A 20,877-nucleotide genomic window follows, 5' to 3' on the forward strand; every position below is an offset into this window, starting at 1 on the left:
GCGCTTGCATGGCATGCAAGAGGTCAGCGGTTCGATCCCGCTTAGCTCCACCAAATTCTGCACCCAGCGGATTTGGTTCGTAAAGAAGTCCTGTGGGGCTATAGCTCAGCTGGGAGAGCGCTTGCATGGCATGCAAGAGGTCAGCGGTTCGATCCCGCTTAGCTCCACCAAAATTCAGAACCCTCGCTTCGGCGGGGGTTTTTGTTTTTAGCGGGTTTCATGTAAAGCACTTTCTGGTTACGTCAGTTAATCTCCAGCAATTAAAATCGAAAGTAATTTCAGACTATTTCCTGATAATTCGCCTTGCCTGCCCTAAATAAGCAACATAACATTTCCCCCATTAAACGTGATGAGGTTTCTGGAGTTTTAATTAACAATAATGCTTGATAAAATTAACATTAATATCAAAAAAACTCTATTGGCCTTTATCATTTGTTTAGTCGCTATTCCGCTGGCTCGTTTTATTTCACCGCAAACGATAATTGACGGCAACCTTATTTATATTGCCTGGCTGCCAATCAGCGTGATGTTTTCTGTTATTTTTATCTTTGGCCGCTATGCAATTGCGCCATTAATTCTCGCGTTTGCCATCACCAATAGTTTTCTCATTAAATTAACGCTGCCGCAGGCGTTTATCTTACTTTTTTGTCAACTGTTCGCCGTGTTTGTCTCCTGCGCTATTCTGCGACTGTTGGTGGGGAAGCGCTGGCGCTGCGGTCCAACGGCAAAGCATATGGGGGCGCGGATCTTCTGGGGCGGCTTCTTCGCGCCGGTGCTCCTGAAAATCACCATGTATCTCGCCGGACAATATTTTGCGTTTCCATTAGCTATTACCAGTTACTTTGGTAGTATGCCGTTGATTTATACTGTAATAGATATCCAAAGTTTAATCAGTGCGGCATTAATTTTTACGACGTTTCTTTATTATCCAATGCGGATGATTATCAGTCCGCGCTACGCCCGACGTTTCTGGCAGCAGGAATGTTTACCGTGGCTGGCACCGCAATATCGCTCCTTTACCCTATATTGGTTTATCGCGTTGGCGGTGATATTAACGCTATTGTGTGCGCCGTATCAGTCTGAATTTATTGCCGGTTATTTAGTTCCGGTTATTTTTATTGTCTACTTTATCGGTATCAGTCGAATAGGCCATGCGCTATTGCGTATTTCATGGTCTGTCTCGGCCTTTTTGCTGGTGGTATATAACAAAAACTTTCTCCAGGGGGTGCAAAGCGAGTATTCACTCTCCTTTGTGCTGTCGGTTCTGATCTCCTTTACTATCTGTTTGTTTTATATGGCCGACATCTATGCCCGCAGCGACCGCAACAAACGCCGCTGGCGTAGCCAGGCGGAAGAGGATCCGCTGACCGGCTTGCCTAACCTGCGCGCGCTGGAGAGCCATTTACAGAGCTGTCCTCAGCAGGCTATCTGCAGCCTGCGTATTGATAATCTCGACTTTCTCAGTCGGCATTATGGTCTGATGATGGGGGTGGACTGTAAACGGCAGATTATTCGGGCGCTGCAACCGCTGCTGGGAGCGGCGGATAAAGTCTTCCAGGTACCGGGCAGCGAACTGATCCTCGTGCTTGATGGACCGGAGCCGTCGTCCCGCTTGAACCATATGGTCGCGGTCCTCAACCACAAAAAGTTCAGCTGGCACAATCAGCCGCTGGATTTGGAGTTTGGCGCGGCCTGGGGCCGCGATGACGGCCAGGGTGAGGGACTTTACCAGATGCTGGGCCAGCTAAGCTGGCTTTCCGAACAGGCGGGCAGTGAACGTCGGGTGCTGGCGCTGGACGAGGAGCAGGATCTGGTGGTGGATCAAACTACCGAGCAGGTGCGCCTCCTTATGCGCGTCAAGCAAGTGCTCAAAGATCGCGCGCTGATGCTCTATGCGCAACCGATTCAGAATCCGGAGGGGGAGGGTTATCATGAGATCCTCACGCGCATGCGCTGTGGCGATAGCGTCATTATGCCCGACCGATTCATTCCGCTGATTGTGCAGTTTAACCTCAGCCAACGTTTTGACATGCTGGTGCTGGAGACCTTGTTCAGTATGCTCCATAAGCATCCCGGCCAGCGCTTCTCGGTCAACCTGCTGCCTGCAACTCTGATGCAAAAGAACAGCGCAGGGCAGATTATCGCGCTGTTTCAACGCTATAGCGTCTCGCCAGAACTTATAACTATTGAGGTGACCGAAGAGCAGGCCTTCTCTAATGCGGACACCAGTCGGCAAAATCTTGAAGCGTTGCGCGCGTTTGGCTGCGCCATCGCTATTGATGACTTTGGCACCGGCTATGCGAACTATGAACGTCTGAAACATTTACAGGCCGATATCATTAAGATTGACGGCTGCTTCGTCCGCGACATCCTCATGGACCCGCTGGACGCCATCATGGTGAAATCGATTGTCGAGATGGCGCGGGCGAAACAGATGAGCGTGGTGGCGGAATATGTCGAAAGCGAACCGCAAAAAGCGCGCTTGCTGGAGCTGGGCGTGAATTATCTGCAGGGTTATCTGATCGGTAAACCACAGCCGCTGGGTGAATGACGGGCAAAAAAAAGCCGGGCATTGCCCGGCTCAGATGACTGACGTGTGTTACAGAACCAGCGCCGCAATCGAGGCGGACAGCACGCTAACCAGCGTGGAGCCGTACACCAGCTTCAGACCGAAGCGAGAAACTACGTTGCCCTGTTCTTCGTTCAGACCTTTGATCGCCCCGGCAATAATGCCGATAGATGAGAAGTTGGCGAAGGAGACCAGGAAGATAGAGATAATGCCTTCCGCGCGCGGGGAGAGCGTCGAGGCAATTTTCTGCAGATCCATCATGGCGACGAATTCATTGGAGACCAGTTTGGTAGCCATAATACTGCCCACCTGCAGCGCTTCGCTTGCCGGCACACCCATCACCCAGGCAACCGGGTAGAAGATATAGCCGAGGATACCCTGGAAGGAAATGCTATAGCCGAACCAACCGGTCACGGTGGCGAACAGGGCATTCAGCGCCGAGATCAGCGCGATGAAGCCGATCAACATCGCCGCCACGATAATCGCGACTTTAAAACCTGCCAGAATATACTCGCCCAGCATCTCGAAGAAGCTCTGACCTTCGTGCAGATTCGACATCTGCAGATTTTCTTCGCTCTCTTCCACGCGGTAAGGGTTAATTAATGACAGAACGATAAAGGTGCTGAACATGTTGAGCACCAGCGCCGCAACGACATACTTTGGCTGCAGCATGGTCATGTAAGCGCCTACGATGGACATGGACACGGTGGACATCGCCGTCGCCGCCATGGTGTACATGCGGTTGCGCGACATTTTGCCGAGAATATCTTTATACGCGATAAAGTTTTCCGACTGGCCGAGGATCAACGAGCTCACGGCGTTGAAGGACTCCAGCTTGCCCATGCCGTTAACTTTCGACAGGACGGTACCGATCGCGCGAATGACAATCGGCAGGATACGAATATGCTGCAAAATGCCGATCAAAGCCGAAATGAAGACGATAGGGCACAAAACTTTGAGGAAGAAGAAGGCCAGGCCTTTATCGTTCATGCCGCCGAACACGAAGTTTGTCCCTTCGTTGGCAAACCCGAGGAGTTTTTCAAACATCTCGGAAAATCCTTTCACAAAACCCAGACCAATATCGGAGTTGAGGAAGAACCAGGCCAGCAGGACTTCAATGACAAGCAGTTGAACAACATAACGAATACGGATCTTTTGGCGGTCATGGCTGACCAACAGGGCCAGTATAGCCACCACAACGATCGCGAGGACAAAATGCAAGACGCGGTCCATAGTTGCTCCAAATATGAGGCAGGTTAAATTTCCGTGCACATTCTATGCAACGGCTTTAAAGAAAACGAGATCAATTGCACACTATTGCAAGGAACTGTGACCAATGGCAAAAATAGTGATCCAACATCCACTTTTGTTATGTTACGTAAAGGTTTTAAAAGTTGCATTCTTGTACTACTCTTAATAGCGGGCTGGATCTCGTTTTCTGACGCCCGTATTCCATTTCCGGCCAGCTATTGTTCCCTTCTATCACAGCAATCATTATCTCCATTCTAAATGAACTTGATAATCATTCGCATTTTGATAGCATGAAACATAGCAAAGGCTATATTTCCAGAGGCAGAAGATGACTAGCAGTCGCGTTGAGAATAGCAGTAGTCGCGCCGCGCGCAAGGTGAAGCTCGCCTTAATGGGCCCGGCTTTCGTCGCTGCCATTGGCTATATCGATCCGGGTAATTTCGCCACTAACATTCAGGCCGGCGCCAGCTTTGGCTACCAGCTGCTGTGGGTCGTGGTGTGGGCTAACCTGATGGCGATGCTGATCCAGGTGCTTTCTGCCAAACTGGGCATTGCCACCGGCAAAAACCTGGCCGAGCAGATCCGCGACCATTACCCGTGTCCTGTTGTCTGGTTTTACTGGGTACAGGCGGAAATTATCGCTATGGCCACCGATCTGGCTGAATTTATCGGCGCCGCAATTGGCTTTAAGCTGGTGCTCGGCGTGTCGCTTCTGCAGGGGGCGGTGCTGACCGGGGTGGCGACTTTTCTGATCCTGATGCTGCAGCGGCGCGGGCAAAAACCACTGGAGAAGGTGATCGGTGGATTGTTGCTGTTTGTCGCCGTGGCCTATGTCGTGGAGTTGATCTTTTCCCAGCCCGCGCTGGCTCCTCTGACGAAAGGGCTGGTGATCCCCACGCTGCCCAACGGGGAGGCGGTATTCTTAGCCGCCGGGGTACTGGGGGCGACCATTATGCCGCACGTTATCTACTTACATTCCTCGCTTACCCAGCATCTGCATGGCGGAACGCGAAAAGAACGCTATAACGCGACCCGCTGGGATGTGGCGATCGCCATGACCATTGCCGGGTTCGTCAATCTGGCGATGATGGCGACCGCTGCGGCGGCATTCCACTTTAATGGCCATACCGGCGTCGCCGATCTCGATCAGGCCTACATGACGCTGGAGCCGCTGCTGAGCCACGCGGCGGCGACCATCTTTGGCCTCAGCCTGATTGCCGCCGGTTTATCGTCGACCGTGGTGGGCACTCTGGCAGGTCAGGTCGTTATGCAGGGATTTATCCGCTTTCATATTCCGCTGTGGTTTCGCCGGGCGATCACCATGCTGCCGTCGTTTGTCGTCATTCTGCTGGGGCTGGATCCTACGCGCATCCTGGTAATGAGTCAGGTGTTGCTCAGCTTTGGCATTGCGCTTGCCCTGGTGCCGCTGCTGATATTTACCAGCAATGCGAAGCTGATGGGGGACCTGGTGAATACCCGTTGGGTGAGAGGCATCGGCTGGGCGATAGTCGCTATTGTGGTGAGCCTGAACGGCTGGTTAATAGTGGGGTCGCTGCTCGGGGTGGATTAATTGATTCCTGATGCTGAATAAAGTAAAGGGGAGCCGATGGGCTCCCCTTTTCGTTTGTTAGTGATGGCCATGTCCATGACCGTGACCGCGCCCACCCGGGCCGCGTCCCCAGCCGCCGCGGTGGTCATCGCGGTCGTTCCAGCCAGCACGATAGCCGCGCTCCCAGGCTTTATCTCTGCCTTTGTACCAGCCTTTGTGCCAGCCGTTGTCATGACGATGCCAACGGTTATCACGCCATTCATAGTGACGACGCCAGTAATCACGGTCGCGCCAGCTGCCACCGTCCCAGTAGTTACCGTAATTGTCACGATCGCCTATTTGTAATTTTACCGACGGCAGCAGGGTGATTTCACCAGCGTTAGCGACCAGTGGCCCTGCGGCCAGCAGTACTGCTGCCAGAATCAGTGACCTGAACATACTCTTCTCCTTCACGATCGGGGCCGTAAGCGGCCTGTTAACCTGATATTACGGGTCGGTAAAGACCCGCCGCATCGGACGAACTCCGAAAGCGCAGGAAAGAGCACTTTTTGCTAAAGTAACATTTGCTTTACAGCGCAAGAATGGCGTCGATGGCCGCGCACTCCTCGGTGGTGAAATGGCGATTCTGCAGCATGCCGACGGCATCATCCAGTTGCGCGGTTTTGCTGGCGCCGATCAGCACTGAGGTGACTTTCTCTTCGCGCAACACCCAGGCCAGCGCCATTTGCGACAGCTTCTGCCCACGCGCTTCCGCCTGCCTGTTAAGCTGACGAATTTTTTCTAATCGGGCTGGAGTCAGTTGCTCCGGCTGCAGAAAACGACTGCTGCTGGCGGCGCGCGAGTCGGCCGGAATGCCGTTGAGATAGCGGTCGGTAAGTTGCCCGCCGGCCAGCGGTGAAAACGCTATGCTTCCAATCCCTTCCGTCTGCAGAAAATCCAGTAGTCCTTCTTCCACGCCGCGTTCGAACATCGAGTAGCGAGGCTGGTGGATGATGCAGGGGGTGCCGAGGTCGTTAAGGATCTTCACCGCCTCCCGCGCCTGGGCCAGAGGATAGTTGGAGATCCCGACATATAGCGCTTTACCCTGACGAACCAGATGATCGAGCGCACGCATCGTTTCCATCAGCGGCGTCTGTGGATCAGGCCGGTGATGGTAAAAAATATCGACGTATTCCAGCCCCATGCGTTTAAGGCTCTGGTTAAGACTGGCTACCAGATATTTTCGCGATCCCCAGTCGCCGTAAGGGCCGTCCCACATCGTGTAACCTGCTTTAGTGGAGATGATTAACTCATCGCGATAAGGCAGGAGCGACTCTTTCAGGATACGGCCAAAGTTGCTTTCCGCCGAGCCCGGCGGCGGCCCATAGTTGTTGGCCAAATCGAAATGGGTTATACCGAGGTCAAAAGCGTGCAGGAGCCTCTGCCGGCTGGTTTCCACTCGCGTTTCATCGCCAAAGTTATGCCACAGGCCAAGGGAAATGGCCGGTAGTTGCAGACCGCTGCGGCCGCAGCGACGGTACTCCATCGTTTGATATCGCGTGGTGCTTGCCTGGTAAACCATTCTTCCTCCGCCGACAAAACAGGGTGTGTATACGTTTACACTAAACAATGTTCTGCGTGGAGTACACTGCTTTTTCTGCGTAATTATTGCTTTACACTGCCATTATCACCTCCCATCTGGACAGGCGGATCGCTTATTCAATACTCAAATTACACCTGCACCAAAATGAGGATAATGGATATGCAACCGACCTACACTATTGGAGATTATCTGCTGGATCGCCTTGTCGACTGCGGTATTGACCGCTTGTTCGGCGTGCCGGGAGATTACAACTTACAGTTTCTCGATCGCGTCATCGCGCACAGCGCCTTGGGGTGGGTCGGCTGCGCCAACGAGCTGAATGCGGCATATGCCGCTGACGGCTATGCGCGCATCAAAGGGGCCGGTGCGCTGCTGACCACTTACGGCGTCGGCGAATTGAGCGCGCTGAACGGCATTGCGGGTAGCTATGCGGAACATATTCCGGTATTGCATATTGTCGGTGCGCCCTCTACCGGCGCCCAGCAGCGCGGCGAACTGCTGCACCATACCCTCGGCGATGGCGATTTTCGCCATTTCGCCCGCATGAGCGAGCAGATCACCTGTAGCCAGGCGCTGCTGACCGCCGGCAACGCCTGCCATGAAATCGACCGTGTGCTGCGCGATATGTTGACGCATCATCGCCCCGGCTATTTGATGCTGCCAGCCGATGTCGCCAGAGCGGCAGCGATTGCCCCAGCCCAGCGCTTGCTGGTGGAGCCCGCTCCGGCGGATGAAAACCAGCTTGCCGGGTTCTGCGAACATGCCAGCCGCCTGCTGCGGAGCAGCCGACGCATTTCCCTGCTGGCGGACTTCCTGGCGCAACGTTATGGCCTGCAGAAGACGCTCCGGGAGTGGGTGGCGAAAACGCCTGTCGCCCATGCGACGATGCTCATGGGCAAGGGATTGTTTGATGAGCAGCAGAGCGGGTTTGTCGGCACCTACAGCGGGATTGCCAGCGCGCCGCAGACCCGGGAGGCGATTGAAAACGCCGACACCATCATCTGCATTGGCACGCGCTTCACCGACACCATCACCGCAGGATTTACCCAACATCTGGCGCGGGAAAAGACTATTGAGATCCAGCCCTTCGCCGTCAGGGTGGGCGATCACTGGTTCAGCGGGGTGCCGATGGATAAGGCTTTGGCCGCGCTGATGACGCTTTCCGCCCCGCTGGCGGCGGAGTGGGCTACACCTCAGATCGTGGCGCCGGAGGCTGAGGAGGGCGCTGAAGGCGAGTTGACCCAGAAAAATTTCTGGGCGACGGTGCAGGGCGCCCTGCGTCCGGGGGATATTATTCTCGCCGATCAGGGGACGGCCGCCTTTGGCATTGCGGCGCTGAAGCTGCCCTCTGAAGCATCGCTGATCGTCCAGCCGCTGTGGGGCTCGATTGGTTTTACTCTCCCGGCCGCCTATGGCGCACAAACCGCGGCGGCGGAGCGGCGGGTGGTGCTAATTGTCGGCGATGGCGCGGCCCAACTGACCATTCAGGAGATGGGCTCCATGCTGCGTGATAAGCAAAAGCCGCTTATTCTGCTGCTGAATAACGAAGGGTATACCGTGGAACGGGCGATTCATGGTCCAGAGCAGCGCTACAATGACATCGCTCTGTGGGACTGGCAGCGGCTGCCGGAAGCCTTCGCCCCTGACGTTGCTTCGCGCTGCCGACGGGTCACTCAGACGTCTGAACTGCGGGAGGCGATGACGGAGAGCATCACCTCCGATACCCTCACTCTGGTAGAAGTGATGCTGCCGAAAATGGATATCCCCGATTTCCTGCGCGCGGTGACGCAGGCCCTTGAGGAGCGAAACAGCCGCGTTTAATCGGTATGCCGTTTGGCAATCATCAACGGTCTCCCGGCCAGCAGCAGCCAGGCCGGGAGCATCACCATACACAACAGCGGCAGCAAAGTCGTATCCGGGACCACCACGGCGGCCATAAACAGGCTCAACCAGCCGTCGCGAGTGACGACCAGCACCATGCCGAGGATCGCGCAGGAAACGGTGATTGCCGCCGGCACCGCGTCAACATGAGCATGCAGCATCAGCCCCAGCGCTACCCCGACGAACACCGCCGGGAAAATTCGCCCGCCGCGAAAGCCGCTGGCTGAGGCAAGAACCAGGGCCGCCAGTTTGACCAGCGCGATAAGCAGAAAATCCGCGGCGGTTAGCGTCTGGCTGAAGGCCAGCTGCTGCATCTCATCCAGCCCTTTAAATAGCGTTAAGGGCCCGCCTATCGTCCCCACGATCCCCAGCAGCAGCCCGCCGATGCCGAGGGTCAGGATTGGATTTTTCAACCGATGCATCAGGGCATGCAGTCGCGGCAGACACCAGACGGCCACCATGCCGACGGCGATAGCGATCAGGGCGACGATAATGCCGCTGAGAATATCAACGAAGCGCATCTGACCATAGTGCGGGATCGGCAGCGAAAAATGGGGATGGAAAAACAGACCCGTCGTCAACGCGCCGGCGGCGGCGGCGAGGAGGGGAGCAAAGAGGCGATCCCACAGTGGCGTATCGTTGCTGCTATTGAGGGTTTGCGAAAAAATCAGCGCGGCGGCAACCGGGGTACCGAAGAGGGCACCGATGGTGCCTGAGGCCGCGAGGATGGTCCAGTCCAGCGAGCTGACGCGCGGAAACAGTCGGGAGCCGACGGCGACAGCCAGCGCGATATTCACCACCATAATCGGATGCTCCGGGCCGAGGCTGACGCCGCCGGCGAGGCCGAGGATCAGTGCGGCCAGGAGTCCGGGCAGCGCGCCGGTGGCAATGGGAGCGCCGATTAACGACTCGGTCGCTGGATCCGGCCCGGCGTGCCCGGGGCTGTAACGAATGACCAGACCCACCGCTATGCCTGTCGCCGTCAGCATGGCGATGATCCACAGCGGGCTGTCGGCGCTCACCCCCAACTGCGCGGGCAGATTGCTCCACAGTACGCGCTGCAGCAGCGCGGCAACCTTCATCGCCACGATCAGGATCAGGCTGCAGGCGATGCCTATCAGGATGGCCGGCACCGACAGGATCAGCATTGTTCTGGCGCGAGGATGGAGCATGGAAATGTCCTTGTAAAAGTGCTGGAGCACTACTTTGCCTTCGTCAGCGGAGACCGTCGATGCAAATGGTGCTGAAACGATAAAGTTAAGGTGACATCTGATATCCGGCGCGTCCTTTACAGGCTACCTTGCATAGATTACAAACTAAATGTGACCTGTGTCGCTAAACAAGGGGCGTCTGCGCGTTGGACGTTGTTGTTAAGCCGCCATGAATTTACAGTGTGCCAAAAGATTTATTTTGACTTTAGCGGAGCCGTAACGGAATGACAAAATTTGCTTTAGTAGGAGATGTCGGGGGGACCAACGCCCGCCTGGCGCTATGTGATCTGGCGAGTGGAGAGATCTCTCGCGCAAAGACCTATTCCGGGCTCGATTACCCCAGTCTGGAGGCAGTGGTGCGCGTCTACCTCGAGGAGCACCAGGTAACGGTCAACGAAGGTTGTATCGCCATCGCATGCCCGATTACCGGCGACTGGGTGGCGATGACCAACCATACCTGGGCTTTCTCTATCGCCGAAATGAAGCGTAACCTCGGCTTTGCCCATCTGGAGATAATTAACGATTTTACCGCTGTTTCAATGGCCATTCCGATGCTGAAAGCTGAGCACCTTATTCAGTTTGGCGGCAGTGCGCCGGTAGCGGGCAAACCGATCGCCGTTTATGGCGCCGGGACCGGGCTCGGCGTGGCGCATCTGGTCCACGTTGATAAGCGTTGGGTCAGCCTGCCGGGCGAAGGCGGTCATGTTGATTTTGCCCCGAACAGCGAAGAAGAAGGGATCATTCTGGAAGAGCTACGCGCCGAGCTGGGGCATGTTTCCGCAGAACGCGTGCTCTCAGGTCCCGGGCTGGTCAACCTGTATCGCGCGATTGTCAAATCGGACGGCCGACTGCCGGAGAACCTGCAGCCGCGTGAGGTGACCGAGCGAGCGCTGGCGGACAGCTGCACCGACTGTCGTCGGGCGCTGTCGCTGTTCTGCGTCATTATGGGACGCTTCGGCGGTAACCTGGCGCTGACCCTCGGGACGTTTGGCGGGGTGTATATCGCCGGCGGCATCGTGCCGCGCTTCCTGGAGTTCTTTAAAGCCTCTGGTTTCCGCGGCGGTTTTGAAGACAAAGGCCGTTTTAAAGCTTATGTTCAGGATATCCCGGTTTACCTGATTGTGCATGATAACCCAGGCCTGCTGGGCTCCGGCGCGCATCTGCGTCAGACGCTGGGCCAGGTGCTTTAAGCATTCTTCTCCCGGGCTACCGTCGTAGCCCGGATGGCGGTGCTTTCCGCTCTCTACAGATTCATCAGCTGGCGAAACTCTTTCACTTTACTGCGACTGACCGGAACCTGAAACTCCAGGTCACGCAGGCGCAGCACATAGGTGTTGTTGAACCACGGCTCAATTTCCCGAATTTTGCTGAGATTTACGCAATACGAGCGGTGGCAGCGGAAGAAATGCGCGGTGGGCAGTTTGCTGCAGAATTCAGTAATGTTCATCGGCATGACGAATGACTCCCGGCGGGTATAGACGAATGTCATCTTTTCATGTGCCTCGGCATAATAAATATCATGAATACTGGTGACGATGATCCGCTCATCTTTGATCAGATTGATGGTGTCGTTTTCCCGTGGCGCTGCGCTGGCTAATCCTGAAGCAGCGTTATTTTGCTGCTGCCAGGCGGTGGTCAGCTTTTGCAGCATATTGATGATGCGCGACTCCTGGTAAGGTTTCAGGATGTAGTCAAAGGCTTCCAGCTCAAAGGCTTCCACCGCATGTTCTTTCCACGCGGTGATAAAGACGATAAAAGGTTTATGGGCAAACTGGCTGATGTTTTGCGCCAGCAGAACCCCGTCGAGCGACGGAATATTGATATCGAGAAAGATGGCGTCGACCTTGTTGTGCTGGAGAAATTTCAGCACGTCCAGGCCGTCGTCAAAGCTGCCGACGATCTCCATCTGGCTATGGGTGTTAATAAGCCAGGAGAGCTCCTGCTGGGCCAGAAACTCATCCTCCACAATGATAACTTTCATCTTTTCTCCGCTCATGACAACAGCGACTCCGTCAGCGCCTGCGGCGTAGAGTTATTGGGGACATAAAAGGCGATTTCGGTTCCCGGCGTCAGATTGCGGATATGCAAACCCTCGCCGTAGAGAAGTTTCACCCGATGATGCACATTGAGCAGGCCGATTTTGTTACCCGGCATCTCATCGGCTTCCACGCGGGCGACCACGGCGGGATCGATACCGTTGCCCGTATCGCGAACGCTGATGCGTACCCGATTGCCGCACTCGTTAATGCCGATCGTCACCACGCCTTTGCCTTTACAGGGTTGAATACCGTGAACGATGGCATTTTCCACCAGCGGCTGGATAAGCAGGCTCGGGATCACGCAGCTGACGTCGTCGTCAATATCGTAGATGACCGTCAGCTTGTCGCCGAATCGCGCCTGTTCAATAGCGATATAATCTTTGATCTGATACAGCTCTCGTTTGATATCAATCTGCTCATCGTCTTTTAATTCGATGTTATAGCGCAGGTAGCGCGACAGATTAAAAATGAGCTGGCGCGCGGTGTCCGGATTAAGGCGAATCGAGGAGGAGATCGCGTTCAGCGCATTAAATAAAAAATGCGGGTTAATTTTGCTTTGCAGGGCGCGCAGCTCCGCTTTGTTGGCCATCTCCCGCAACTGTTCGGCGCGGGAGACTTCCAGCTGGGTGGAGATTATTTGCGACAGGCCAATCGCCATCTCCTGCAGCGTCGAAGTGATGCGATGGGCGTGGCAGTAATAGATTTTTAGCGTGCCGGTCACCACCCCTTTTTCCCACAGCGGGATCACCATCAAGGAGTGGATCTCCGGGGTACGGTGGGCTTCGTCATTGTTTTTTATGATGATTTTCCCATAACGAATCGCCTGCCGGGTGGTGGGGCTAATCATATCGTCGTGGCGTTGATAGTTGGCTTCACCGACGCCCACGTAGGCCAGCACGTGCTCGGTATTGGTGATCGCCACCGCGTCGGCGGTAATGTCGCGGCGGATAATCTCGCAAACCTGGCGCAGAGAATCGCTGTTAACGTGTCGAAACAGCGGCAGGGTTTTGTTGGCGATATCGAGCGCCAGTTTCGCCTGCCGCGCCGCGCTGGCCTCCTTTTCCCCTTCAACGCTCTGCACCAGCAGCACGATAAAGCCGATGCAGACGCTGCCGAGGATCATCGGGATACCAATTTTCGAAACAATATCTACGCCGAGACTCAGGGAAGGCGCCCAGACCACCACCAGGATCATGGTCAGAGTTTCACACATCATCCCCGCCAGAATGCCGATTTTCCACCGTTGTTCGCGGGCCACTTTACGATTAATCAACCCCGACAGCAGGCCGGCGACAATGCTGGTGATAAAGCAGGGCACCGCGGTCACGCCGTCGATATCAATCAAATAGCGGTGCACGCCGGCAATCGCCCCGACAATCGCGCCCACCCAGGGACCAAACAGGATCCCACCGGACATCACGGCGATAATGCGCACGTTCACCAGGGACCCCTCAACCGGGACGCCGGACCAGGTACTAAATAGCGCGAACAGCGAGAAAATGGCTGTCACCGCCAGCAGCTCTTTCGGAGTATGGGCCGACTTATGCAACAGTTCGCGGAACAGGCGCAGGCGAATAAGGAAAAAGAGGCAAATAAGCATCAGGGCCGCACGATCATAGACCGCCAGCATCATAGTAAAGATTTCGTGCATGGGTGCGCCGCGTCAGTGGCCAGAAAGGGACATGATAAAAAACCTGACGGCAGAAGACCAGCCGTGGAACCATAAAGCGGAAAAGTTGCACTTTTTAAAGGGGATTAATTAAAAAGCATCGCGATAGCGGCGGTCTTCGCCATTAACGATAATATTCTGTGTTAAGAAAGATATCAGTGTGTTACCACTTTTATACAACCCGGGATTATTCCGCCAATGAACTGCCGCATTTAGCGCAGTCGATACCCGTTTTATATGCCAGGGAATATTTTTTAACGGGCCTCTCGACAACATGAATTTTTTCAGGTTATTTTCTAAACGAGCCGCAACAGCGGCAGCGTCGCTCGGACGGTCCGGGCGCTAACGTTAATTAGAGGAACCTATGGCTGAATCCAGTCCTGAACGCCGTTTTACGCGTATCGATCGTCTCCCTCCGTACGTTTTTAACATTACTGCTGAACTGAAAATGGCTGCGCGTCGGCGCGGCGAAGATATTATCGATTTCAGTATGGGTAATCCCGATGGCGCGACGCCGCCGCATATCGTGGAAAAACTCTGCACCGTTGCTCAACGGCCTGACACCCATGGTTACTCTACCTCGCGGGGGATCCCGCGCCTGCGTCGCGCCATTTCACGCTGGTATGAAGAACGCTATAACGTCGATATCGATCCGGAATCGGAAGCGATCGTCACCATTGGTTCGAAAGAGGGGCTGGCGCACCTGATGCTGGCGACGCTGGATCATGGCGACACCGTACTGGTGCCGAACCCCAGCTATCCGATTCATATCTATGGTGCGGTAATCGCCGGGGCGCAGGTGCGCTCAGTGCCGCTGGTGGAAGGGGTGGATTTCTTTAACGAGCTGGAACGCGCCATCCGCGAGAGCTATCCGAAGCCGAAGATGATGATCCTTGGCTTTCCCTCAAATCCGACCGCGCAGTGCGTCGAACTGGATTTCTTTGAAAAGGTTGTCGCTCTGGCGAAGCAGTATGACATTCTGGTCGTCCACGATCTGGCCTATGCCGATATCGTGTATGACGGCTGGAAAGCGCCCTCCATCATGCAGGTGCCCGGCGCGCGGGATGTCGCCGTCGAGTTCTTTACCCTGTCGAAAAGCTATAACATGGCCGGCTGGCGCATTGGCTTTATGGTGGGTAATAAGACTTTGGTGAATGCCCTCGCTCGTATCAAAAGCTATCATGACTACGGGACTTTTACTCCGCTGCAGGTGGCGGCGATAGCTGCGCTGGAGGGCGATCAGCAGTGCGTGCGCGATATTGCCGAACAGTATAAGCGCCGTCGCGATGTGCTGGTCAAAGGGCTTCATGAGGCCGGCTGGATGGTGGAGTGTCCGAAAGCGTCTATGTACGTGTGGGCGAAAATACCGGAACCTTACGCCGCCATGGGGTCGCTGGAGTTTGCGAAAAAGCTGCTTAATGAAGCGAAGGTTTGCGTCTCGCCGGGGATTGGCTTTGGCGACTATGGTGATACCCACGTCCGCTTCGCGCTGATCGAGAACCGGGACCGTACGCGCCAGGCGATCCGCGGTATCAAGGCGATGTTCCGCGCGGATGGTCTGCTGGCCTCCGCGAGCTAGCGCTGCGGGCAGCACGGCAAAATAAAAACGGGAGCATGAAGGCTCCCGTTTTTTTTGACACCGCTGCAGTCTAGATCATCAGGGCAAAAGTACCGGCCCAAACGATGACCATAAAAGAGAGGCCCATAAAGAAGTATTTCACGACTCATCACTCCACGCGCTTGTGCGACGTTCAAATGAATTAATTGTTCTGTTTTTTCAAGGGCTGTCGCCAGTGTAACTTCACCCTGCAGCAGCCCGTAATTCTGTGCGTTTAGTGCTCCAGATAGCGCTAATGTACGCCTAAAAAATCAGGGAAACAAGAGGCATTTTTTTATTAATTTTTAGTTACTTACGAGTGTCGTGATTCGGCGACACATTAATTTCACAGGGTAATAAATTTAGCGCCAGCGACGCGAAGGAAACGGGTTTTAGCGATGGGGCGGGCGGAGAAGGCCAACGAGAGCGCGCGGCATTATCTTTGCCACGCGCCGCCGTCGGTTCAGGGCAGGTCTGAGGCGCGCTGTCGCCACTCGGCCGGGTAGTGTGCCGGGATAAAGCGCAGCGTCAGCGCCATGAGTAGCAGGACGCAGATCGCATGCCAGGACCAGTCAAGCGTGTAGTTCCCGCTCAGGCTACGCAGCAGGCCGGAAAGCCAGGGCGACAGACCGGCGATGATAAATCCGATCCCCTGCATAAAGGCTACCAGCCTGCCGGCCACCGCCGGTTGTCCGGCGTGATCCAGCGCCAGCACCAGGCACAGAGGAAACGCGCCGCCCAACCCCACGCCGCAGGCAATGGCCCAGAGCGCAGAGAAATGCTCTGGCAGCCAGATAAAGCCGCAGAAGCCAATCAGCTGTAGCGCCAGCGCTAGCAGAAGAAGCTGGCGCCGATCCTCCTGGCGAGCCAGCGCCGGGAGCAGCAGCGCGCCGGCGGTTTGCCCGACGGTCAGCAGCGCCAGCAGCGAACCGCTGTACTGGGCGCTGTCGCCTAGCTGGATGTAGTAAGGAGGCAGCCAGGCGATCAGGCTGGCGTAACCGGCATTGATCAGTCCGAAATAGAGTCCCAGCGTCCAGGCGCGGCGCTGGCCAATAATCGCGACCCGGGGGGAAGCGCTGGCCTGATGCGGTGCGCGAGGCAATTGCCGACAAATCGCCAGCCAGCTGAACAGAGCCAGGAGCGCAGGGAGCGCCCACCAGGCTAGCGCATCATGCCAGGCCGCGCTATGTGACGCCAGCCATGGGGTGAACGCGGCGCCTAACCCGCCGCCGCCCATCAGCGCCGCTGACCATAGTCCCATCACCAGCGGCGTCCGTCGGGGAAAGAGGTGCTTAATTACCGCCGGGATGGCGGCCTGAATAATGCCGATGCCAATTCCTCCGGCCAGAGCGCTGGTGAGCAGTAAGCCACTATTCGGGGCGATTTCCCGCAGCAGGGCGCCTGCCGTGATAATCAGCAGGCTCAGCGCAATACTGCGCTTTTGACCGATATAGCGATCGACCCAGCCAGCGGCCAGCGCCAGCACCCCCATCGCGATCACCGGCAGCGCGGTCAGGAGTGCGGCCAGGGTATAGCTCATGCCGCTGGCTGCGCGGATGTCCGGCAGCAAAGGACCAATGGAGGTAAGCAGCGGCCGCATATTGATCCCAGTCAGTACCAGGACTGCCAGCGTCAGGTTCTGTCGCAGCGCTGGTGTCATGACTGCCGTTCCGCCCAGCGCTGATAAAGTTCAGTTCCCTCCGGCTGCGGGCGATGATGGATCGGCAGCGTTTGCTGGGCCAGCGGCTGCTGCAGCTGCTGATAAATCGCGGCGGTCGAGAGCTGAAAAGGCTCCCCGTCCTGATTGCTATTGGCGAAAAACACTTCCCGCACGCCGGTTAAATAGAGCGCGCTCAGGCACATAGGGCAAGGTTGTCCGCTGGCATAGATGACGCATTCGCGCAACGCCGCGCTTCCCTGTCTGGCGGCAAGATCGCGAACGGCGTTCAGTTCGGCATGCGCCGTTGGGTCACCGCTCAGATGAAAGGTATTGACGCTTTCAGCGACAATCTCATCATTCCGCACCAGCACGGCGCCGAAGGGGCGCCCACCGTCAGCAATGTTTTGTTTTGCCAGCACTAATGCGCGCTGAAGATAACGATCGTGAGCGGACATAGTCACTCCTGCATAAAACGATGTTAAAGGTGAAATATGTTGAGGGTCGTGCGAAGAGGGTACGTCTCTTGTTTCATAAATTAAAAGACTTATTTATGATAATGCCTATTGGAATTTCTTATAGATGGGCCGATGCTTCTGCGCCAACTTTCCTACTTTATCGCTGTGGCTGAACATTGTGGCTTTTCCCGCGCCGCCGCGGCGCTGCATGTCTCCCAGCCTGCACTGTCACAGCAGATACGCCAGCTGGAAGCGATGCTGGAGGTTCAGCTTTTCGACCGCTCTGGCCGACGTATTCGCCTGACCGATGCCGGTGAGATCTGGCTGGAGTATGCCCGTCGCGCGTTACGCGAGCTTGAGGAAGGTCGGCGCGCCTTGCATGACGCAGAAGATCTCCAGCACGGTAAACTCCGCATTGCTATGACGCCAACTTTCACTACCTATATGCTGGGCCCGCTGATGGAGGCGTACTACCGACGCTATCCTGGAGTAAAAGTGCTTATCCAGGAGATGAACCAGGAGCGGATGGAGGCGATGCTGCTGGAGGATGTACTGGATGTGGGGATTGCCTTTGACGACAGCCGGTCACAGGAAATTGTGGTTCAGCCGCTGCTGACGGAAACGCTTGCGCTGGTGGTGAGCCGTGCGCATCCGCTGGCAGGAGAGCGCGACTTGCAACTTCAGGCTCTCGACGCCCAGCCGCTAATTTTACTGAGCAGCGAGTTTGCTACCCGCGAGCAGATTGATCGTTATTGCCGCCTTCATCGGCTCGAACCAGACGTGCGGATGGAGGCCAACTCCATCGGGGCCGTTCTGTCGGTTATTCGAAGCACAACGTTAGCAACGCTGCTGCCGGCGGCGATCGCCGGGCAGTTTGATGATGTGGTGGCGATTGAGCTAAGACCTGCGCTGCTGCAGCGCACGGCCTGTTTATTGCAGCGGCAGGGCGCCTGGCAGAGCGCCGCAGCGCGCGAATTCATCACCCTGGCCCGAGAGAACGCGATAACGATTGAGCAGGAAAACCGCCAGTCCCTTGCCTGAAGGACTGCGTTACTCGCCGGCGAACTGCGACTCACGGCTGGCTTCGCTGCCGATATCGCCTTCATCGGGCTGGGCATTCTCTATAAGCATGCCTTCTTCCTTAAGCCTTTCCAGCACGTGATGAAAGAGCTGAGTCTTGTCTGGCTCAGCCATACTCTGCAACTTCTCATTAAATACAGTATGGGACTGAACAAGATAATGGATAAATTCCAGCAATACCTCACTTTGCGGCAGGACGGTTAATTCCTGCTGGATGTAACGGGTTTGATCCAGTAGCGGATTTTTCGTCACGTCCATAGGCCGGGCGCTAATACTGTGGGCGTATATTTTCTCAATGGCCTGGCTGGTGATATAGATGCGGTTCAATGATATCGAGGGGCGTTCGTCTTCCTCTGGAATGAAATGACAATAAACAAATGGTTTATCCGGCAGCATCATGCTGAGGCGGTTTTCGTAAAGAATATCATCTGGCGCCTCCAGCAGCGCCATTAGGTTCCGACAGTGTGGATGCCAGAGCCCTGAAGCAAATACCTTTACGTTGAACTGGGTTACCGTATTTCCGCGCAGGGTTTCCATCGTCGGAATATCGCCTTCAAGCCGCAGAATGCTGCGGATATGGGAGTGATGCGACCAGACTGTTTCTCCTGCCTCGACTGAGGTAAATGGATTAAACGCGCTGGTTACCTCTTTTTCCTGATGGGAGAGGACGGCGATTTTTAATATTCCCGGCGTTGGGTTAAGCTTAAGACATAGATTGATTGCGCCTATATCATGCCAGTGAAGAATGTCTTCCAGTTCGCAGTTTAATAATTTTTGCGCCCGCGCCAGAGAGCAATACTCCATTGGCGGTAAATTATTTAGCTTCCAGATATTCCGTTCTGTAATATTCATAAGAATTGTATGTCGATGAAAAAATAAATCGCCATGGTGAGCAAAAGTATCAATGACAATGATTTATTTTTTCTGCTGACTTCCTTTACCTGATTAACAAAATCCATTCACATTGAGAATAATATATCGATAAATTGGCTGTTTTTATTGTTTTGCTGCCGCATATTTACTCTTTCCCGTTATCTTATCATCTCTTATTCGTAGAGAAAAATAGTTTGCTGAATATAAGCGTTTCTTCCTGTTTAGCAGCAATATTTAAGGTGAGTATGAGCGGAGCACGAAAAAAGGGACGGTCAATTTGGCAAACTTTGTGGTCGGCAGGAAGTATCAAACAGACGCCTGCGGCGCCTGTCGAACCTACCTGTAGTTATTGCGGCATAGACAGGAAGCGGTCACCCGGTTGCGCGATGGCATACCAGGCCATCATTTCGGCAGTGCCTGGCTGGCCTTCAGCAGGCGCCCAGGCCATAGTGTCAACTTCGGCAAGCGGCTGATAAGCACCTTGCTTAACTTCAAAAACCATCCCGCCAGCGTCGAGTGAGAGCACCGTATGCCAGGTACCGGCTTCCATTTCCAGCGCCGTGCAGGTTTCACCCAGCACCACCCGGCGGGTAACCACGCCGTGGTCATCAAAATTCAGTACCACAAATCGGCCTTTCAGCGGCAGCAAAAGTTCGAAAGTATGCCTGTGCCGGTGGGGGCGGATGTAGGTGCCGGGTTCCATGGCGATGGCCAGACGCTGTATCGGGTCGCTTAGTTCGGGATGAAAATTGCGATGGGCACGCAGGCGCGGAGCACTGGCTGCCGCTTCGCTCTGCTGCTGCATATCGCTGAGGGTGATCTGTTTCATATCAACGCCTGGCTCCTTTGTTGTCCGGAGAAGATTACACCGGGGTAGTGGCTTGTGACTGTTTAAGCCAAGGGGTATTGTACGCAGAATTGCGATACATGTGTCTACATCATCGGTAACAGATGATACCGTCACATCGTTACATCATGCAGGTAGCTGTAGAAATGTGAAAGTAAGTCATTTGTTTGTTGAGTATTAGTGTAAATGTGCTCAATACATCTTTTGTTATAACTCTTCATACTGCTATATCAATATAGTTATTAACATTGATGCTCTTAATATATCAATCTTGATTTAAAGAAAGTTTATGGCGATTAATTAAGTCATTAAGTGATGGTTTTATGGTGTGGGGTATTTTAATGTTATGTGATTTTTATCTTTAATAATTGATGTAATTATCATTCATTATTGATATGAATTATTGCTGTATTTGTTTTGTAGTTTTACTAATAGTAGGTGGCTTGCTGTTTTGTTCAGCGTTGTTTTATCATTGCGCCTTATTAAGTATAAGGCGAAAATGCGTATGATAATTAACTAAGGAAAAAGACAAAAGTGGCTGATACGTTCCAGAATGAAATCCCCAGGGCGCGCATTAATCTCAAATTATCTCTTCATACCGGCGGCGCGCAAAA

At 54.7% G+C, this 20,877-nt stretch carries 19 protein-coding genes, 2 tRNA genes and 1 pseudogene (1 of these 22 only partly in view); 10 read left to right on the forward strand and 12 right to left on the reverse strand.

All coding sequences use genetic code 11. From position 1 onward, the window contains the following. The 3 genes from RRF55_RS25975 to RRF55_RS25985 form a co-directional block, all read left to right on the forward strand. Positions 1–53: transfer RNA gene (locus RRF55_RS25975), tRNA-Ala, on the forward strand (it extends 123 nt beyond the left edge of the window). Between the two features lie 41 nt (positions 54–94). Next, positions 95–170, forward strand: a tRNA-Ala gene (locus RRF55_RS25980). Between the two features lie 209 nt (positions 171–379). Continuing rightward, a complete protein-coding gene (locus RRF55_RS25985; protein WP_032438088.1) occupies positions 380–2,551 on the forward strand; it encodes an EAL domain-containing protein in 2,172 nt (723 codons plus the stop codon). A 48-nt stretch (positions 2,552–2,599) separates the two neighbouring features. Here the strand turns inward: RRF55_RS25985 and nupC are convergent, their stop codons facing one another. Next, positions 2,600–3,802 carry a nucleoside permease NupC gene (gene nupC / locus RRF55_RS25990; RefSeq protein ID WP_002913423.1) on the reverse strand — a complete coding sequence of 401 codons (1,203 nt, stop codon included), beginning with the start codon at positions 3,800–3,802 and terminating at the stop codon, positions 2,600–2,602. Positions 3,803–4,148: 346 nt separating this feature from the next. Between nupC and RRF55_RS25995 the strand changes: the two genes are divergently transcribed. Next, the gene (locus tag RRF55_RS25995; RefSeq protein ID WP_032415289.1) at positions 4,149–5,390 is read left to right on the forward strand and encodes an Nramp family divalent metal transporter; all 1,242 of its coding nucleotides are present in this window, start codon (positions 4,149–4,151) and stop codon (positions 5,388–5,390) included. 57 nt (positions 5,391–5,447) lie between these two features. Here the strand turns inward: RRF55_RS25995 and RRF55_RS26000 are convergent, their stop codons facing one another. Together RRF55_RS26000 and RRF55_RS26005 are read right to left on the reverse strand one after the other, a co-directional pair. Next, positions 5,448–5,807: a DUF2502 domain-containing protein gene (locus tag RRF55_RS26000; RefSeq protein ID WP_002913419.1), complete on the reverse strand. Its 360-nt coding sequence runs from the start codon at positions 5,805–5,807 to the stop codon at positions 5,448–5,450. A gap of 130 nt (positions 5,808–5,937) precedes the next feature. Continuing rightward, the gene (locus RRF55_RS26005; RefSeq protein ID WP_064153621.1) at positions 5,938–6,930 is read right to left on the reverse strand and encodes an aldo/keto reductase; all 993 of its coding nucleotides are present in this window, start codon (positions 6,928–6,930) and stop codon (positions 5,938–5,940) included. A gap of 180 nt (positions 6,931–7,110) precedes the next feature. Here RRF55_RS26005 and RRF55_RS26010 point away from each other — a divergent pair, with 180 nt between their 5' ends. Then, positions 7,111–8,772, forward strand: a complete 1,662-nt coding sequence (locus tag RRF55_RS26010) for an alpha-keto acid decarboxylase family protein (RefSeq protein ID WP_023280392.1) — start codon at positions 7,111–7,113, stop codon at positions 8,770–8,772. On the opposite strand, the gene RRF55_RS26015 is transcribed toward RRF55_RS26010, so the two are convergent. Continuing rightward, the gene (locus RRF55_RS26015; protein ID WP_004154521.1) at positions 8,769–10,004 is read right to left on the reverse strand and encodes an ion channel protein; all 1,236 of its coding nucleotides are present in this window, start codon (positions 10,002–10,004) and stop codon (positions 8,769–8,771) included. The genes RRF55_RS26010 and RRF55_RS26015 overlap by 4 nt on opposite strands. Before the next feature lie 263 nt (positions 10,005–10,267). On the opposite strand from RRF55_RS26015, the gene glk reads away from it, so the two are divergent. Then, the gene (gene glk / locus RRF55_RS26020) at positions 10,268–11,233 is read left to right on the forward strand and encodes a glucokinase (RefSeq protein ID WP_002913377.1); all 966 of its coding nucleotides are present in this window, start codon (positions 10,268–10,270) and stop codon (positions 11,231–11,233) included. Between the two features lie 53 nt (positions 11,234–11,286). Here the strand turns inward: glk and RRF55_RS26025 are convergent, their stop codons facing one another. Continuing rightward, the gene (locus RRF55_RS26025) at positions 11,287–12,024 is read right to left on the reverse strand and encodes a LytR/AlgR family response regulator transcription factor (RefSeq protein ID WP_002913374.1); all 738 of its coding nucleotides are present in this window, start codon (positions 12,022–12,024) and stop codon (positions 11,287–11,289) included. Between the two features lie 11 nt (positions 12,025–12,035). Then, entirely contained in the window at positions 12,036–13,733 is a 1,698-nt protein-coding gene (locus tag RRF55_RS26030; protein WP_004149230.1) for a sensor histidine kinase, read from the reverse strand. On the opposite strand from RRF55_RS26030, the gene RRF55_RS26035 reads away from it, so the two are divergent. Beyond that, complete coding sequence (locus tag RRF55_RS26035; protein ID WP_032415287.1) at positions 13,732–13,845, forward strand: hypothetical protein; 114 nt, start codon at positions 13,732–13,734, stop codon at positions 13,843–13,845. The genes RRF55_RS26030 and RRF55_RS26035 overlap by 2 nt on opposite strands. Here RRF55_RS26035 and RRF55_RS26040 read toward each other — a convergent pair. Beyond that, complete coding sequence (locus RRF55_RS26040) at positions 13,842–14,027, reverse strand: phytanoyl-CoA dioxygenase (protein ID WP_004188912.1); 186 nt, start codon at positions 14,025–14,027, stop codon at positions 13,842–13,844. The two genes, RRF55_RS26035 and RRF55_RS26040, sit on opposite strands and share 4 nt — an antisense overlap. An 88-nt stretch (positions 14,028–14,115) precedes the next feature. On the opposite strand from RRF55_RS26040, the gene alaC reads away from it, so the two are divergent. Then, positions 14,116–15,330 (forward strand): alanine transaminase, encoded by a 1,215-nt coding sequence (gene alaC / locus RRF55_RS26045; protein ID WP_002913372.1) that lies wholly within the window; start codon positions 14,116–14,118, stop codon positions 15,328–15,330. Positions 15,331–15,400: 70 nt separating this feature from the next. Here alaC and ypdK read toward each other — a convergent pair whose 3' ends face one another. The 3 genes from ypdK to RRF55_RS26060 all read right to left on the reverse strand — a co-directional run bounded on the left by ypdK (position 15,401) and on the right by RRF55_RS26060 (position 17,463). Next, the gene (gene ypdK / locus RRF55_RS26050) at positions 15,401–15,472 is read right to left on the reverse strand and encodes a membrane protein YpdK (RefSeq protein ID WP_099119320.1); all 72 of its coding nucleotides are present in this window, start codon (positions 15,470–15,472) and stop codon (positions 15,401–15,403) included. Between the two features lie 339 nt (positions 15,473–15,811). Further along, positions 15,812–17,008: a CynX/NimT family MFS transporter gene (locus RRF55_RS26055; RefSeq protein WP_040170024.1), complete on the reverse strand. Its 1,197-nt coding sequence runs from the start codon at positions 17,006–17,008 to the stop codon at positions 15,812–15,814. Continuing rightward, positions 17,005–17,463 carry a nucleoside deaminase gene (locus RRF55_RS26060; protein WP_032418583.1) on the reverse strand — a complete coding sequence of 153 codons (459 nt, stop codon included), beginning with the start codon at positions 17,461–17,463 and terminating at the stop codon, positions 17,005–17,007. The genes RRF55_RS26055 and RRF55_RS26060 overlap by 4 nt, the downstream gene beginning before the upstream one ends. Positions 17,464–17,595: 132 nt before the next feature. Here RRF55_RS26060 and cynR point away from each other — a divergent pair, with 132 nt between their 5' ends. Further along, complete coding sequence (gene cynR / locus RRF55_RS26065) at positions 17,596–18,504, forward strand: transcriptional regulator CynR (protein ID WP_040170026.1); 909 nt, start codon at positions 17,596–17,598, stop codon at positions 18,502–18,504. A 9-nt stretch (positions 18,505–18,513) separates the two neighbouring features. Here cynR and RRF55_RS26070 read toward each other — a convergent pair whose 3' ends face one another. Together RRF55_RS26070 and RRF55_RS26075 are read right to left on the reverse strand one after the other, a co-directional pair. Next, complete coding sequence (locus RRF55_RS26070) at positions 18,514–19,395, reverse strand: hypothetical protein (RefSeq protein ID WP_040166371.1); 882 nt, start codon at positions 19,393–19,395, stop codon at positions 18,514–18,516. A 367-nt stretch (positions 19,396–19,762) separates the two neighbouring features. After that, on the reverse strand, positions 19,763–20,245 hold the full coding sequence (locus tag RRF55_RS26075; protein WP_064153625.1) for a WbuC family cupin fold metalloprotein: 483 nt from the start codon (positions 20,243–20,245) through the stop codon (positions 19,763–19,765). A 552-nt stretch (positions 20,246–20,797) separates the two neighbouring features. Here RRF55_RS26075 and RRF55_RS26080 point away from each other — a divergent pair. After that, positions 20,798–20,877: pseudogene (locus RRF55_RS26080) on the forward strand (type VI secretion system contractile sheath small subunit); the annotation flags it as partial.

It is taken from the genome of Klebsiella sp. K47 (assembly GCF_051858335.1).
Lineage (GTDB): Bacteria > Pseudomonadota > Gammaproteobacteria > Enterobacterales > Enterobacteriaceae > Klebsiella > Klebsiella pneumoniae.

Bases quoted from the DNA above. Each gene is read 5' to 3' on its own strand.
- RRF55_RS26010 (WP_023280392.1), top strand. From the start codon at position 7,111: ATGCAACCGACCTACACTATTGGAGATTATCTGCTGGATCGCCTTGTC.
- glk (WP_002913377.1), top strand. From the start codon at position 10,268: ATGACAAAATTTGCTTTAGTAGGAGATGTCGGGGGGACCAACGCCCGC.
- RRF55_RS26035 (WP_032415287.1), top strand. From the start codon at position 13,732: ATGGGTGCGCCGCGTCAGTGGCCAGAAAGGGACATGATAAAAAACCTG.
- RRF55_RS25995 (WP_032415289.1), top strand. From the start codon at position 4,149: ATGACTAGCAGTCGCGTTGAGAATAGCAGTAGTCGCGCCGCGCGCAAG.
- RRF55_RS26040 (WP_004188912.1), bottom strand. From the start codon at position 14,027: ATGTTGTCGAGAGGCCCGTTAAAAAATATTCCCTGGCATATAAAACGG.
- RRF55_RS26015 (WP_004154521.1), bottom strand. From the start codon at position 10,004: ATGCTCCATCCTCGCGCCAGAACAATGCTGATCCTGTCGGTGCCGGCC.
- cynR (WP_040170026.1), top strand. From the start codon at position 17,596: ATGCTTCTGCGCCAACTTTCCTACTTTATCGCTGTGGCTGAACATTGT.
- RRF55_RS25985 (WP_032438088.1), top strand. From the start codon at position 380: ATGCTTGATAAAATTAACATTAATATCAAAAAAACTCTATTGGCCTTT.
- RRF55_RS26000 (WP_002913419.1), bottom strand. From the start codon at position 5,807: ATGTTCAGGTCACTGATTCTGGCAGCAGTACTGCTGGCCGCAGGGCCA.
- RRF55_RS26055 (WP_040170024.1), bottom strand. From the start codon at position 17,008: ATGACACCAGCGCTGCGACAGAACCTGACGCTGGCAGTCCTGGTACTG.
- RRF55_RS26030 (WP_004149230.1), bottom strand. From the start codon at position 13,733: ATGCACGAAATCTTTACTATGATGCTGGCGGTCTATGATCGTGCGGCC.
- RRF55_RS26060 (WP_032418583.1), bottom strand. From the start codon at position 17,463: ATGTCCGCTCACGATCGTTATCTTCAGCGCGCATTAGTGCTGGCAAAA.
- RRF55_RS26025 (WP_002913374.1), bottom strand. From the start codon at position 12,024: ATGAAAGTTATCATTGTGGAGGATGAGTTTCTGGCCCAGCAGGAGCTC.
- alaC (WP_002913372.1), top strand. From the start codon at position 14,116: ATGGCTGAATCCAGTCCTGAACGCCGTTTTACGCGTATCGATCGTCTC.
- RRF55_RS26075 (WP_064153625.1), bottom strand. From the start codon at position 20,245: ATGAAACAGATCACCCTCAGCGATATGCAGCAGCAGAGCGAAGCGGCA.
- RRF55_RS26005 (WP_064153621.1), bottom strand. From the start codon at position 6,930: ATGGTTTACCAGGCAAGCACCACGCGATATCAAACGATGGAGTACCGT.
- nupC (WP_002913423.1), bottom strand. From the start codon at position 3,802: ATGGACCGCGTCTTGCATTTTGTCCTCGCGATCGTTGTGGTGGCTATA.
- RRF55_RS26070 (WP_040166371.1), bottom strand. From the start codon at position 19,395: ATGAATATTACAGAACGGAATATCTGGAAGCTAAATAATTTACCGCCA.